The sequence below is a fragment of the Kitasatospora sp. NPDC059747 genome, assembly GCF_042732955.1.
Classification (GTDB): domain Bacteria; phylum Actinomycetota; class Actinomycetes; order Streptomycetales; family Streptomycetaceae; genus Kitasatospora.
Window position 1 is genome coordinate 32,812 of sequence record NZ_JBHWGV010000077.1, and the last position, 13,841, is coordinate 46,652.

The window sequence follows — 13,841 nt, forward strand, 5'->3', positions numbered from 1 at the left end:
GACGGGATTGACTCGGAGTGGTATGTCGGCTCATCCCAGTTCTCACGTACCGTGTCGGAGTGCTCTCTCTCAGGCCTCGGCGGTCGCGGCGAAGTCGACGAACGCCTTCCACGCGGCCGGATCGAAGGCCAGCTGCGGGCCGCTCTTGTCCTTGGAGTCGCGCACGTGGATGACGCCGGGGGTCTCGGCGACCTCGACGCACTCGCCGCCCTCGTTGCTGCTGTGGCTGCTCTTGAACCAGGTCAGCTCGATGCTCATCGTTCTCCCAGGATCTTCTCGATCAAGGCCATGGACGCCTCAGGACCGAGAGCTTGCGCCCTGAGAGTTCCGTATCGTGCGTTCATGATCCGGACTTCATCCGGATCGGTGATCAGCCTACTGCTCGTCTGCACCTCGATGTAGGCGTGCTGCGGACGCCCTTTGGGGGTGATCAGGATGAACGGGCCACCCATGCCCGCGTGTTCTGTCCTGTCCAGCGGCAGCACCTGAATCACCATGCCTCGGGTCCGTCCGACCTCAAGGATGCGATGTAGCTGGGCCGTGTGTACATCCCAGCCGCCCAGGGGCCTGCGCAGCACGCCCTCGTCGATCACCCAGCTGAACATCCCCCGTGGCCATCGGGTGAGGACAGCCTGGCGCTCCATTCGTGCAGCCACCCGCATCTCGATCACCTCCTCGGACAGAAGCGGCTGCCTCATGGCGAAGATCGCGCGTGCATGGGCCTCGGTCTGGAGCAAGCCCGGGATTCCGAGCGTGGCGTAGTTGTGATTCTCGACCGAGTCCACCTCCAAGGCCGCGTAGCCCCGGAACCAGTGCGGGTGCCGCATCCGTGCCTTCGCCCGTGCCTTGACCACGTCCTCCGCCGCGACGGCCAACAGACCACCGGCGTTGAGGAGTTTGTCGAGGGCGACCAGCAACTCCGGCTGCGGGGTGCGCTTTCCGCGCTCCACGGCGCCGATCAGGTGCTCGCCGTAGCCGACCTTCTCGCCGAGTTCCTTCTGGGTCAAGCCGGCCCGCTCGCGCAGCAGCTTGATCTGCTTCCCGATGGCGCGGAAGAAGTCGGAGACCTCGCCCTCCTCCTCCGGCATCGTCGTCGTCGAGTCCTCGTCCCGGACTCCAGCCATGGTGACCACCCCTATGATCCGATCACGCCCGCCAGAGGTGACAGGCCACAATCCGCTGCCATACAAGCACTCTCCGTGCCTGCTCCGGCCATGGTCAGCGTACGTCTCTGCCGTCACGCTTTCACTCATGAAGTCCGAAACCCCCCTCGACAATCCCCGCTCCCACACCTCCGTCCTCACCGCCACCCCCAAGGGCGCGGCGATCGGACGCCGGATCGCCCGCCGTCAACTCGCCGCCTGGCGCCTCAACTTGACGGCCACCGAGGCGTACTACGCCGCCCTCCTCGTCGTCGGCGAGCTCGCGGCCAACGCGATCACGCACGGCCGTGTGCCGGGGCGCGGGTTCGAGCTCCACCTCTGCCTCACCACCACCGTGCGCCGGGGCACCACCCTCCGCATCGAGGTGTCCGACTGCCGAGGGGACCGCCTCCTCCCCGTCCTCCCGGTCAGACTCACGCCCAGCTCCCAGTCCGGGCGCGGCCTCACGCTCGTCGACGCGCTCGCCGACCGCTGGGGCGCGATCCCCCGCCACCCCAACGGCAAGACCGTCTGGGTCGAACTCGACCTCCCGGCCGGCGGCCCCGATGCGGTCTGACGCCACCGCCGCCACCGCGACCGCCTGCACGGTCCTCCCGATCGCCCTCGTCCTCGCTCTCCTCATCTGGCTCTCCCCTCTCGCCCATCACCGCCCGCACCATTCGCCCCAGCGGAATCCGACCGCGACCCTTACTCCCTCTCGGTGATCAATTCGGTCCGGTTCCCCGAGCCGGACCATTGACCAGCGAAAACGAAGAAGTACCAGCCGGTAAGTACGGTGACGAGTAAAGAAACGTCAATCGCCAAGTCCGTCCCTACCAGCCCCCGTTGCCCCTGTGCTAGTGTCGCGAGCGGCATGAGTGAGCGCGGTCAGACCGGGGGAAAGCTCGTGGCAAAGCCTCGTGTCCTCATCATCGGGGACAGCATTCGAATTGTTCCGAAGGCCACGTCGGCCGATGTCGACGTCGTTTACCTTCAGAAGCCTTCGCAATTCGACCAGGCGGTTATTCCGTTCTGTCGTCAGCTCGTTCTGGTGGACTATCAGCACGTGCCCTCCGCCGTCGCCATGACGCGGGCCCTGCACGAGCTCGGCCCGATCGACCGGATCGTCACCCAGACCGAGGCGGCCCAGCTCGTCGCGGGCCACCTGACCTCGCTGCTCGGGATCGCCGGCACCACGGAACGCACCGCCCGGCTGCTGCACGACAAGTCGGCCATGCGTGCGCTCCTCAACGAGCGCGGCATCGGCCCGGTGCCCTTCGAGCTGAACCCCACCCATGCGCAGCTGCGCGCGTTCGTCGCGGCGCACGGTGCCGCGATCGTCAAGCCGACGATGGGGTCCGGCAGTCTCGGGGTGCGGCGGATCGCATCGCTCGACGAGGTCGACGACGTGTGGGCCTGGTGCCAGGAGTTCGGGCTCGGTGAATTCCAGGTCGAGCAGCTCCTGGTCGGCCCGGAACTGAGTGTCGAGGCCTTTTCCGAGGCCGGGCGGCACACCGTCGTCGCGGTCACGGCAAAAGACACCGACGGCGGGACCGTCGAAGTCGGGCACGTCATTCCCGCGCCCATTTCCGACATCGAACTCTCGGAGATCAGTGATGTGACGATTCGCCTGCTCGACGCGGTCGGCCTTCAGGACGGTCCCTCGCACACAGAGGTGATCGTGACCGCCGACGGACCGCGCATCATCGAATCGCACACCCGGCGCGGTGGCGACCGCATCAACGATCTCGTGAAATTGGTGTACGGAATCGACATGGAGGAAGCCGCTTTTCGGCTGGCCGGCCGAGGCTCTCCGCTCGACGGCCTCCACCCGGCGCGCGGTGCGGCGGCGGTCCGCTTCCTGACCGCCGACCCCGGTGTCGTCACGTCCGTGACCGGTGTCGACGCGGCGAAGGCCGTCGAAGGCGTCGTGGACGTGGTCGTGAGCGTCCGGCCGGGTGGGGTGGTGTCGGAGCTCCGCTGGTCGGACGACCGCTGCGGGCTCGTCGTCGTCCACGCCGAGGACGTCGACACGGCCGTGGCCCTGGCCCGCAAGGCGGCCGCCCACGTGGTGATCACCACCGAGCCCGTCGCCGAAGGCCCGGACGCAGCGGCGGCGCCCGAAACGCTGGACGCGATCCTCCGCCCCTACGACGAGGTGTTCGACCCGTTCCACGGGTCCGCCGACGCCTCGTAGGGCGGCGGCGGGACCCGTCCGAACGTCGACCTGGTGCGGCGTGGGAGTGGCCTGCCCCGGTTCCGGCCGGTGGCGGCAACTCCGCTGCGGCACGCCGTGATTGTGCACAACAGCAAATTCACGCCCACGGGCTGAAGCCCTGCCCCGACTTTGGAGTGCGGTATGGCCGCGATCCCTCAATCTGGCATGCGCATGCTCTCCCACACCCAGGAAAGCCTCTGGCTCTTCCACGAGCTCGCCGGTTTCGACGAACCGGCCTACAACGAATCGGTGGCCTTCGACATACGCGGCCCGCTCGATCCGGAGGCGTTACGCGGGGCCGTCCACGCGACGGTCCTCCGGCACGACGCCCTCCGCACCACGTTCCTCGAAACCCCGGACGGCCCACGGGCCAGGGTGTACGACTCCGCTCCGGACCGCACGACCTTCGCCGACCTCCGCACAACCGCCCCGGCCGAGGCCCGCGTTCAGGCGGACGAGCTCCTCGCCGAGTACCACCGGCAGCCGTTCGACCTCGCTGCGGCCCCGCTGCTGCGCACCCTCCTCGTGGCGCTGCCGAGGGACCTCTGGCTCCTCTCCCTGACGGCTCACCACATCGTCATCGACGACTGGAGCATCCATCTCCTCCTGGACGAGATCGGGGAGAACTACCGCGCGCTCACGGCGAACGGCCGGATCCCGGAACGGCCCGCCGCTGGCGCCGCGTTCCGTGAGTTCGTGGCGGCGAGCCGCACGGCCGATGCCACCGCCGACCAGGCCGAGAAGGTCGAGCGCTGGCGCCGATCCCTCGCCCACTGCCCGGAGTTGCTGGGCATGCCGCTCGACCGCCCGCGACCCGCCGTGCAGACCTTCCGCGGCGACAGCCTGACGGTGACCGTCCCGCGCGCGGACGTCGAGCCGCTGCTGAAGGAGTGCGCGCGCGAGTGCCGCAGTACCGCGTTCCCGGTGTTCCTCGCCGCGTACGCCGTGCTGCTGAACCGGTACACGCGCCAGGACGGGTTCGCCGTCGGCACCACGGTGCTCAACCGGCCGGGCGCCGAGGACCTGGACGAGGTCGGCTGCTACGTCAACACGCTGCCGCTCTTCGTCCCCGTGGACCCGGACGACAGCTTCCGCACGGTGCTGGGCAGCGCGCAGGAGGCAGCCGAGCGGCTGCTGGACGACGGTGACACCCCGTACCCGAAGGTGGTCGAGGCGCTCGGGGTCGAGCGGCCGCGCGACCACAACCCGGTGTTCCAGACGATGCTCACGCTGCTCGGCGGCCGGCCCGCGCTCGACCTCGGGCCCGGCCCGGTCGCCGAGTACCGCCCGGTCCGCCGCACGGCCGCCAAGTTCGACCTGATGCTGTACGTCGAGGCGGCCGACGACGCGTACGCGTTCGAGCTGGAGTTCAACACCGACCTCTTCACGCGCGAGACCGCCGGACGGATCCTGCGGAACTACGCGCAGCTCCTGGCCTCGCTGGCCGCCGCCGGCGTCGACGCCCCGGTGGGCGCGGCGTCGATGACGCGCGAGGCGGACCGGCGGCTGATCCTCGACGACTGGAACGCCACGTGGGCCGAATACCCGGCCGGGACGGTCGTCGACGTCATCGAGGAGCAGGTCCGGCGGACCCCGGACGCGCTCGCCGTGGCGTTCGACGGCGAGCACCTCACGTACGACGAGCTCAACCGGCGGGCGAACCGGGTGGCGCACCGGATCCGCGGGGAGCTCGCGGCGAGCGGGAAGGGGCCGTTCGTCGGCGTCTTCATGGAACGGTCCGTGGAGATGGTCGTCGCGCTGCTCGCGATCGTGAAGGCGGGCTGCGCGTACGTCCCGATCGACCCCGAGTACCCGGCCGCCCGGATCGCCTTCATGGTGCAGGACGCGGACCTGCCGCTGATCCTCACCCAGGAGCGGCACCGCGAGGCGCTCGGTGAGGTGACGGCGGACGTCCTCGTCCTGTCGGGTCCGGAGTCGTGGCACGAGGACGACGTCGACCCCGTACGGGAGTCGAGCCCCGCCGACCCCGTCTACATGATCTACACCTCCGGCTCCACCGGGCAGCCCAAGGGCGTCGTCAACCGGCACGACGCGCTCGCGAACCGGCTGCACTGGATGCAGTCCGCCTTCCCCCTCGCGGGCGAGGATCGCGTCCTGCAGAAGACCCCGTACAGCTTCGACGTGTCGGTGTGGGAGTTCTTCTGGCCGCTGATGACCGGCGCCGCCATCGTCGTGGCCAAGCCCGGCGGGCACCGGGACCCGGACCACCTGAAGGAGCTCATCCGCTCCGCCGCCGTCACGACCGTGCACTTCGTGCCCTCCATGCTCAACGTGTTCCTGGAGGCGGACGGCCTCGCCGCCCACTGCGGCTCGCTCAAGCGCGTCGTCTGCAGCGGGGAGGCGCTGCCGCGCAAGACCATCGAGGTGTTCGACGCCGCGCTCCCGGGCTGCGAGCTGCACAACCTGTACGGGCCCACCGAGGCCGCGATCGACGTCTCGCACTGGCCCTGTACGACCGACTACCCGGGCGAGATCGTCCCCATCGGCACGCCGATCGCCAACGTGCGGCTGTACGTCCTGGACCAGGACCTGCGGCTCCAACCGGTGGGCGTGCCCGGCGAGTTGTGCATCGGTGGCGTGGCCGTCGCCACCGGGTACCACGGGCGCGACGAGCTCACCGCCCGCATGTTCGTCGCCGACCCGTACGGCACCGCGCCCGGCGCGCGCCTCTACCGGACCGGTGACCTGGCGCGCTTCCTGCCGGACGGGCAGATCCAGTACCTGGGCCGCATCGACAGCCAGGTCAAGCTGCGCGGGCTGCGCGTGGAGCCCGACGAGATCGCCGCCGTGCTGCGGGACCTGCCCGGTGTCCAGGACGCGGCCGTCGTCGTGGACTCGTCGGGGCCCGCGCAGGCGCTCGCCGCGTACGTCGTCAGCCAGGCCTTCGACGCCGACGACCTGCGGGCCCGGCTGCGCAAGCTGCTGCCGGAGTTCCTCGTGCCGCAGTACCTCGTGGGGCTCGACGCCCTGCCCACGACGCCGAACGGCAAGCTCGATCGCCGGGCGCTGCCCGCGCCGACGGCGGGTGCCGCCGAGACCGCGGGCCCCGGCCCCGCACCCGCCACGGACGCCGAGCGTGCCGTGGCCCGCGCCTGGCAGGAGGTGCTCGGCCTGGCCGAACCGGTCGGTCTGGACAGCAACTTCTTCGCCCTCGGCGGCGACTCGATCCTCGCCCTGCGCGTCTCCTCCCGCCTGCGCGCAGCCGGCTACCCCGTGGGCCTGCGCGACGTGTTCGCCCACGCGACGCTCGGGGAGCTCGCCGCTACGCTCACCCGGGGCGGCGCAGCCGAGGCGGCCGTCACGCCCGCGTTCGCGCTCGTGGCGGACGAGGACCGGGCCCTGCTGCCCGCCGACGCGGTCGACGCGTGGCCGCTCACCAAGCTCCAGTCCGGCATGATCTACCACTCGCTGCTGGACGAGGACTCGCCCGTGTACCACGACATCTTCGACTACGAGCTCGCGGGCGTGACCGACCCGCAGCAACTGGCCCGTGCCATCCGTGAGACCGTCGCCCGGCACGCCCAACTCCGGTCGTACTTCGACCTGGAGAACTACGAGGAGACGCTCCAGATCATCCTCGCGGAGGCGTTGCCGGCCGTAGAGTTCGTGGATGTCTCCCAGCTGCCCTCCGGCGCACAGGACAAGGCCGTCGAGGACTGGATCGAGGCCGAGAAGCACCGCCCGCTCGATCTCGCCCGGCCGCCCATCCGCTTCTGCGTCCACGTGCGGGGCGCGGACCGCGTGAACCTGGCGGTCTCGTTCCACCACCTGATCCTGGACGGGTGGAGCGTCGCACTCGTCGTCGAAGAGATCCGGCGGCGGTGCGGCGAACTCCCCGGCGGGCGGGTGACGGCGTCGGCGCCGAGCTACGGCACGTACGTGGCGCTGGAACGCGAGAGCGCGCAGCGGCCCGAGGACCGGGCCACCTGGCGGCGCCTGCTCGGCGGCCACTCCGCGACGCTCGTCGCAGGCCGTCCGTCGCCCGGCCAGGAGATCGAGACCGCGGCGGTCGAGCGGATCGTCCCGGCCGACCTCGAAGCCCGGCTGCGCCGGCGCGCCGCCGCCCTCGGACTGCCGCTCAAGTCGCTCTACCTGGCCGCGCACTGCGCCGCGCTCGCCGAGCTCAGCGGCGCCTCCCGGGTGATCGCCGGCCTGGTCGGCAACGGCCGTCCGGAGATCCCGGGCGGGAGCGAAATGGTCGGCCTGTTCCTCAACACCCTGCCGTTCCCCGTCGAGGTGGGCGAGGCGGACGACCCGGCGCTGCCGGCCGCGGTCTTCGCGCGCGAGCGCGAGCTGATCCCGCTCCAGCGGTACCCGCTCGCCGACATCGAGCGGCAGCACGGGGGAGCGCTCTTCGACGTCGTCTTCAACTACACCGACTTCCACGCGTACGCGGCGGGAGCGGGCGGAGTTGGGGTAGCGGGTGGAGCGGGTGGAGCGGGTGGAGCGGGTGGAGCGGGTGGAGCGGGTGGAGTAAGGGGAGCCGGCGAGGCGGCGGCGCAGGAGGGCCCGGTGACGATCGCGAGCGCCCGCTACTTCGAGCTCACCAGCTTCCCGGTGCTCGTCCACGTCCACCGGGACCACTTCGCGGACGCCACGGAGATCGCCGTGTGCCATGACCCGTCCCGGATCAAGACCGCCACGGCGGAGGCGTTCGTCGACGACTTCCTCGCGGCCCTCGGGCGCTACGCGGCCGGCGAAGCGGCGGGCGGCGACGAGGACGAGACGGAGCTCGCCGTCGCCGGGATCATCGCGAAGGCGGTCGGCCGGCAGGCGGTCGGGGCGAACGAGAACTACCTCGACGCCGGGGTCGACTCGATCACCTCGATCCGCATCCTCGTCAAGCTCCGCAAGGTGTTCCCCGGCGCGGCGATGCGCGACGTGATGGAGGCGCGGACGGTCCGGGCCCTCGTCCGTCGCCTGGCGGGGCAGGCGCCCGTCACCGAGGCGGTGCAGGTGACGAAAAGCGCCGTCGCGGCCGGGCCGCTGCCGGAGGGCGTCGTCGACGCGTACCCGCTCACGGCCACGCAGCTGAGGATGCTCGAAGCGACGCGGCGCGACCCGGCGCAGTCCGCGTACCACGACGTCTTCGCGTACACCGTCGCCCTGCCGCTGGACGAGCCGCTGCTCCGGGCCTCGCTGCGGCGCATGATCGAGGCGTACGAGACCCTGCGGACCTCGTTCGACCTGGACGCGCGGCGGCAGCTCGTCCACGCCTCGGCCGAGCCCGACCTCACCGTGTACGACGACGGCTCGGCCGGCGCCTGGTTCGAGCGCGAGCGCGGCTCCGGCTTCGCCTGGGACCGGCCGCCGCTGCGGTTCGCCGCCCACCGGCTCGCGGAGGATCGTTTCGTCCTCTCGCTCGGTTTCCACCACGCGATCATCGACGGCTGGAGCCTGTCGCTGCTCGTCCGGGACCTCCTGCTCGCGTACACGGGCACGCCGGTGGAGTGGCCGCAGCCCGGTTCCTTCCGCGCCTACGTGGAGGCGGAGGCTTCCGCCCGAGCCTCGGAGGAGTCGCAGGGGTTCTGGCGGGACGTCCTCGCCGGACACCCAGGGACGGCGCTGCCCGGCTACCCGTCCGACGGTCGCGACGCGCGTTGGGCGGAGGCGACCGTCGTCGTCCCGGCCGCGCAGGAGGCCGAGCTGCGCGAGGTCGCCCGGAGCACCGGGCACCCGCTCAAGCACGTGCTCCTGGCGGCCCACCTGCGGGTCCTGGCGCTCGTCACCGGCGAGCAGGACGTCGTCAGCGGGGTGTTCACGCACGGCCGACCCGAGACGGACGGAGCCGAGGCGCTGGTCGGGATGTTCCTCAACTTCCAGCCGCACCGGGTGCGCGTCGACGGGCAGACGTGGCCCGAGCTGATCGACGAGGTGTTCGCGTCCGAGATGCGGGCGCTGGCCCACCGGCGGTGCGCGGCGCCCGAACAGCCCCGCTACGCAGCGCTGTTCAACTACACGGACTTCCCGGCCTATTCCGACGTGGCCGCCGATCGCGCGTACCTCACCGACGTCCGGTGGTTCGAGCACACCGACGCCCCGCTCCTCGCCACCGTGGGCCGCGACCCGGCCCGCGCCGCGCTGGAGATCACCCTCGACGCCGACGGACGGCGGCTCCCGCAGGCGGCGCTGGACGACCTGGCCCGCCTGTACTCCGCCGTCCTCGCCCAGATCGCCGCCCGCCCGACCGGCCGGGTCCACGACATCACCGACGAGATCCGCACCCGCACGGACGACCTCCGCGCGCGGCAGAACCCGTCCACCTGAGAGAGGAAAGAATCCGTGACAACGATCGACCAGAGCGCCCAGGAAGGCGTGCGCACCTTCGAGCAGCCGGACGGCTACCTCACCCACTACCGCGTGTGGGGCGCCGAGACCGCCCCCGACCTCGTCGTCATGCTGCACGGCGGCATGAGCCACTCCGGCTGGCAGGCGCCCCTCGGCACCCGCCTCGCCGAACTCGGCGCCGGCGTCGCCTTCCTCGCCGTCGACCTGCGCGGCTCCGGGCTCAACGCCGTGCGCGGACACATCCCCGCCGGGGACCTGGCTGTCGAGGACGTCGCCCGCCTCCTCGACAGCATCCGCGCGGCCCGCCCCGGGACCAGGATCCACCTGGCCGGCTGGTGCTTCGGCGCCCAGGTGGCGACCGTCGTCGCGGCCCGCCTCGCCGAGCGCACCGTTCTCGCCAGCGTGCTGATGGTCTGCCCCGGCTTCTTCTTCAACGAGCGGTACAACGACGTCCTCGACCGCTCCATCGACGCCGCCCTCGACGTCGTCGAGGTGCTCGACCTCGGCGTCGAACCGAGCCGCCCGTTCATCAAGATCCCGCTGCGCCCCGGCGACTTCACCGACGACGCGCACTGGCTCGCCGCCATCGACGCCGACCGGCTCAAGCTCGGGCACGTCACCGTCGGCACGGTCGACGCCTGGGAGGAGATCGCCGTCGCCTCCGAGAAGGACTACGCGCGGATCGGGCGGCTCCCGGTGCGGGCCGTCTTCGGCGGGCGCGACAAGCTCGTCGACAACGCCCGCGTGCGCGCCTTCCTCGAAGCGCACCCGGACCTGGAGGTGCACGAGCTCGACACCGGCCACGCCGTCCAGTTCGAGGAGCCGGACGCGCTCACCCGGCTGATCGCGGCGTTCGTCACCGGCGTCGCCGCCGGGCCGACGCCGTGACGCTCGGGATCGACCGCTACCGGAAGGCGCTGTCCACGCCCGGCGCGTGGGGGTTCTTCATCCCCGGGATGCTCGCCAGGTTCCCGATCGGGATGACCGGGATCAGCATCCTGCTCTTCGTCTCCGAGACGCGGCACGACTACGGCACCGCGGGCGCCCTGTCGGCCCTCGCCGCGATCGGGTACGCCGTCGCCGCACCGCAGCTGGCGCGCCTGGCCGACCGGGTGGGGCAGCGGAGGGTCCTGCTGTCCTGCGCCGCGGTGTGTGGCGTCAGCGGCAGTGCGTTCGTCGTGAGCGCGCTGCACACCGGCATGCCGCTCTGGACGCTGTTCGTGACGGCGGCCGTGATGGGCGCGGCCACGCCCGCGATCGGCTCGATGGTGCGCGCGCGGTGGAGCGGACTGCTGGAGAGCTCGCCGCTCAAGGGGACGGCGTTCGCGCTCGAATCGCTGGTCGACGAGGTGATCTTCATCGCCGGACCGGTCGTCGCGACCTCCCTCGCCGTCGGTGTGAACCCGACCGCGGGCATCATCGGCTCCCTCGTCCTCGTGTGCGGCGGCAGCGTCCTGCTGTCGCTCAGCGGCCGGACCGAGCCCCGGCGGCGGCCCGGCAGCCGTGTCACGGGCAGCGCCCTGTTCCTCGGGCCGGTCGCCGTCGTCGCGGGCGTGAACCTGTGCTTCGGCGGCATGTGGGGCTCGGTCGACATGGCCACCGTCGCCTTCTCCGGCGCCGAGGAACAGAACTTCATGGCGGGCGTGCTGCTCGGGATCTACGCGATCGGGAGCTCCGTGGCCGGCGTCGTGTACGGCGCGCGGGAATGGCCGGCGCCACTGGCGCAGATCCTCCGCGTGTCGACCGTCATCATGGCCGTCGGAATCCTGCCGATGCTCCTCGTGCACAGCTTCCTCGCCGCCGGGATCGTGCTGCTGGTGGCCGGGGCGAGCTCCTGCCCGGCGATGATCGCCGCGATGATGCTGGTCGGGGAGGGCGTTCCCGCCTCCCGCCGGACCGAGGCGATGGCCTGGCAGTCCACGGCCCTCTGGCTCGGGGTGGCGGTCGGCTCCTCGGCCAGCGGCCACCTCGCCGACTCCTTCGGCGCGCACGCGGCGTACGCCTTCGCGGCGCTGTGCGGCGGCGTGGGCTTCGTGGTCGTCATGGCGGGGCGACGGCGCCTCGAGTCGCGGCCCGCCCTGCCTGCCACACCCCCGTCGAACCTCCAGACTTCCGAGCCGGGTACCCGATGACCTCCTTTCCCTCCCCACCGTGGATCGCCGACCGGATCCGAGCGCGGGCCGAGTCCGCCGACGCTGCTGTCCGTTCCTGCGTCGCCCTCCGTACCACCCGCGCTGACACCACCTACGCCGAACTCTGGGAGCGCGCGCAGAAGACGGGCGCCGAGCTGTCGGCCCTGGGCATCGGACCCGGCGACCTCGTCGGCATCCGGCTGCCCTCCGGCCCGGGCGTCGTCGTCGCCATGCTCGCGAGCTGGCTCGCCGGGGCGGCCTTCCTGCCGATGGACGCGGCGGTGCCCGACGAGTACCGGGACCGGCTGCTGAGCAGATCCGGCGCCCGGGCCCTCGTCGACGCCGAAGGCCCGCACGCGCTCGCCGGAGCGGACGCGGGCACGGCGGCGCAGCTGAACGTCGGGCGCCTCGCCGACCGGGCGGCGTACGCCATCTACACCTCCGGCTCGACCGGCACCCCGAAGGGCGTGCTCGTCGGGCAGGACGCGCTCGCCGCGCACGCGGTGGGCGTCGCGGACCTGCTCGGGCTCCAACCCGCCGACACCGTGCTGCAGTTCGCGGGGCTCGGGTTCGACGTCGCGCAGGAGGAGATCTGGCCCACGCTCGCCGTCGGCGGGACGGTGGCGTTCCTGGACTCCGCCGCCCGGGCGCTGCCGTCCGTCGAACTGGCTTCCCGTGCTCGTGAGTTGGATGTTTCCATGCTGCAACTCCCCACGGCGTACTGGCGTCTGCTGTGCGCGGAGATGCAGGGCGCGGACGTCTCCTTCGCCGGCATCCGTACCGTCGTCATCGGCGGGGAGAGCGCCGGCACCAAGGACGTCCACACCCACCGCGCCGGACCGCTCGGCCACTGCACGCTCGTCAACGGCTACGGGCCGACCGAGACCGTCATCACCTGCACCGCCCTCGTCCTGCGCCCCGACGACCCGCTGCCGACCACCACCGGCCTGCCCATCGGCGACCCCGTCGGTGACCGGCGGCTCCACATCCTCGACGCCGGCCGGCGCCCGGCCGAGCCCGGCGCGCCCGGCGAACTCTGGATCGGTGGCACCCCGCTCGCCGACGGCTACCTCGACGACCCTTCGCGCACCGCCGAGAACTTCCGCCCCGACCCGTTCTCGGCGGCCGACGACGACGCCCCCATGTACCGCACCGGCGACCTCGTGCTGCGCCACCCGGACGGCGCCGTCGAGTTCCTCGGCCGCCTCGACAACCAGGTCAAGGTGCGCGGCCACCGCATCGAGCTCGACGAGGTGGACCGGCACCTGCTTGACACGCCCGGCGTCACGGCCGCCGCCGCCGTGGCGATCGACGACGGGACGGGGACGGGTGGACGGACGCTCGCCACCGTCGTCTCGGTCGGTCCGGACGGCCCGACGGCCGACGGGATCCGCGAGCACCTGCGGGCGCGCCTGCCCCGGCACATGGTGCCCGGCCTGATCCTCGTCCGGGACCGGCTGCCGCTCACCCCCTCGGGCAAGATCGACCGCCGGCCCGGAGCCCGACGTCGTCGCGCACACCGCCCAGGCCTCCGAACTCTCGCTCCTGCTGGACCTCGTCCGCACGCTGCTCCGCACGCCCGACTTCGGCCCCGACGACGACTTCCTCGCCTGCGGCGGCGACTCGCTGGTCGCCCTGCGCGTCAGCGGGGCGATGAAGCGGCACGGCTGGCGCCTGCGCGCCTCCGACCTGGTGGCGGCGGGCAGCGCGCGTGCGGTGGCGGCCCGGATGGAGCGGTTCTGAGCCCCGGCCGTTCTGAGCCCCGGCCCCATGATCCGTCATTCGTTATGAGGAGATACCGATGACCACCACATCCATCCACCGGCAACTGACCGCCTGGATCGAGAGCGAGGACTTCTCCTGCCTGGGGGCCAAGGCGGCGCTGCGCCGCGAGAGCCTGCGCCCCATCCAGGTGGGACCCATGGGCGAGGCCGCGACCACCGAGGCGCTGCACGACGCCCTGGGCGTCTTCGTCACCTACCACCTCCGCCGCGACCAAACAACCGCGGGGATCGGCGCCGGTGTCGTCGGCCGCGGCGG

9 protein-coding genes and 1 pseudogene are annotated in these 13,841 nt (G+C 71.9%); 8 read left to right on the forward strand and 2 right to left on the reverse strand.

Translation table 11 applies throughout. The features are described from left to right. Window positions 1-69 precede the first annotated feature (69 nt). Together ACFV4G_RS28865 and ACFV4G_RS28870 are read right to left on the reverse strand one after the other, a co-directional pair. Window positions 70-258 (reverse strand): DUF397 domain-containing protein, encoded by a 189-nt coding sequence (locus ACFV4G_RS28865; RefSeq protein WP_380445046.1) that lies wholly within the window; start codon window positions 256-258, stop codon window positions 70-72. Next, window positions 255-1,124, reverse strand: a complete 870-nt coding sequence (locus ACFV4G_RS28870; protein ID WP_380445053.1) for a Scr1 family TA system antitoxin-like transcriptional regulator — start codon at window positions 1,122-1,124, stop codon at window positions 255-257. Before ACFV4G_RS28870 ends, ACFV4G_RS28865 begins: the two co-directional genes overlap by 4 nt. A gap of 127 nt (window positions 1,125-1,251) precedes the next feature. Here ACFV4G_RS28870 and ACFV4G_RS28875 point away from each other — a divergent pair, with 127 nt between their 5' ends. From ACFV4G_RS28875 to ACFV4G_RS28910, 8 genes and pseudogenes are all read left to right on the forward strand, one after another. After that, window positions 1,252-1,719, forward strand: coding sequence for an ATP-binding protein (locus tag ACFV4G_RS28875; RefSeq protein ID WP_380445047.1), 468 nt, complete (start codon window positions 1,252-1,254; stop codon window positions 1,717-1,719). Between the two features lie 297 nt (window positions 1,720-2,016). Then, the gene (locus ACFV4G_RS28880; protein WP_380445048.1) at window positions 2,017-3,339 is read left to right on the forward strand and encodes an ATP-grasp domain-containing protein; all 1,323 of its coding nucleotides are present in this window, start codon (window positions 2,017-2,019) and stop codon (window positions 3,337-3,339) included. Window positions 3,340-3,525: 186 nt separating this feature from the next. Further along, a complete protein-coding gene (locus tag ACFV4G_RS28885; RefSeq protein ID WP_380445049.1) occupies window positions 3,526-9,648 on the forward strand; it encodes an amino acid adenylation domain-containing protein in 6,123 nt (2,040 codons plus the stop codon). Between the two features lie 15 nt (window positions 9,649-9,663). Continuing rightward, entirely contained in the window at window positions 9,664-10,557 is an 894-nt protein-coding gene (locus ACFV4G_RS28890) for an alpha/beta hydrolase (protein ID WP_380445050.1), read from the forward strand. Beyond that, a complete protein-coding gene (locus ACFV4G_RS28895) occupies window positions 10,554-11,801 on the forward strand; it encodes an MFS transporter (RefSeq protein ID WP_380445051.1) in 1,248 nt (415 codons plus the stop codon). Before ACFV4G_RS28890 ends, ACFV4G_RS28895 begins: the two co-directional genes overlap by 4 nt. Further along, a pseudogene (locus tag ACFV4G_RS28900) lies at window positions 11,798-13,270 on the forward strand (amino acid adenylation domain-containing protein); the annotation flags it as partial. The gene ACFV4G_RS28895 and the pseudogene ACFV4G_RS28900, both read left to right, overlap by 4 nt. Before the next feature lie 97 nt (window positions 13,271-13,367). Continuing rightward, a complete protein-coding gene (locus ACFV4G_RS28905) occupies window positions 13,368-13,544 on the forward strand; it encodes an acyl carrier protein (protein WP_380445054.1) in 177 nt (58 codons plus the stop codon). Between the two features lie 58 nt (window positions 13,545-13,602). Next, window positions 13,603-13,841 (forward strand): hypothetical protein (locus ACFV4G_RS28910; protein WP_380445052.1); only part of this gene is annotated, 239 nt, incomplete at its 3' end.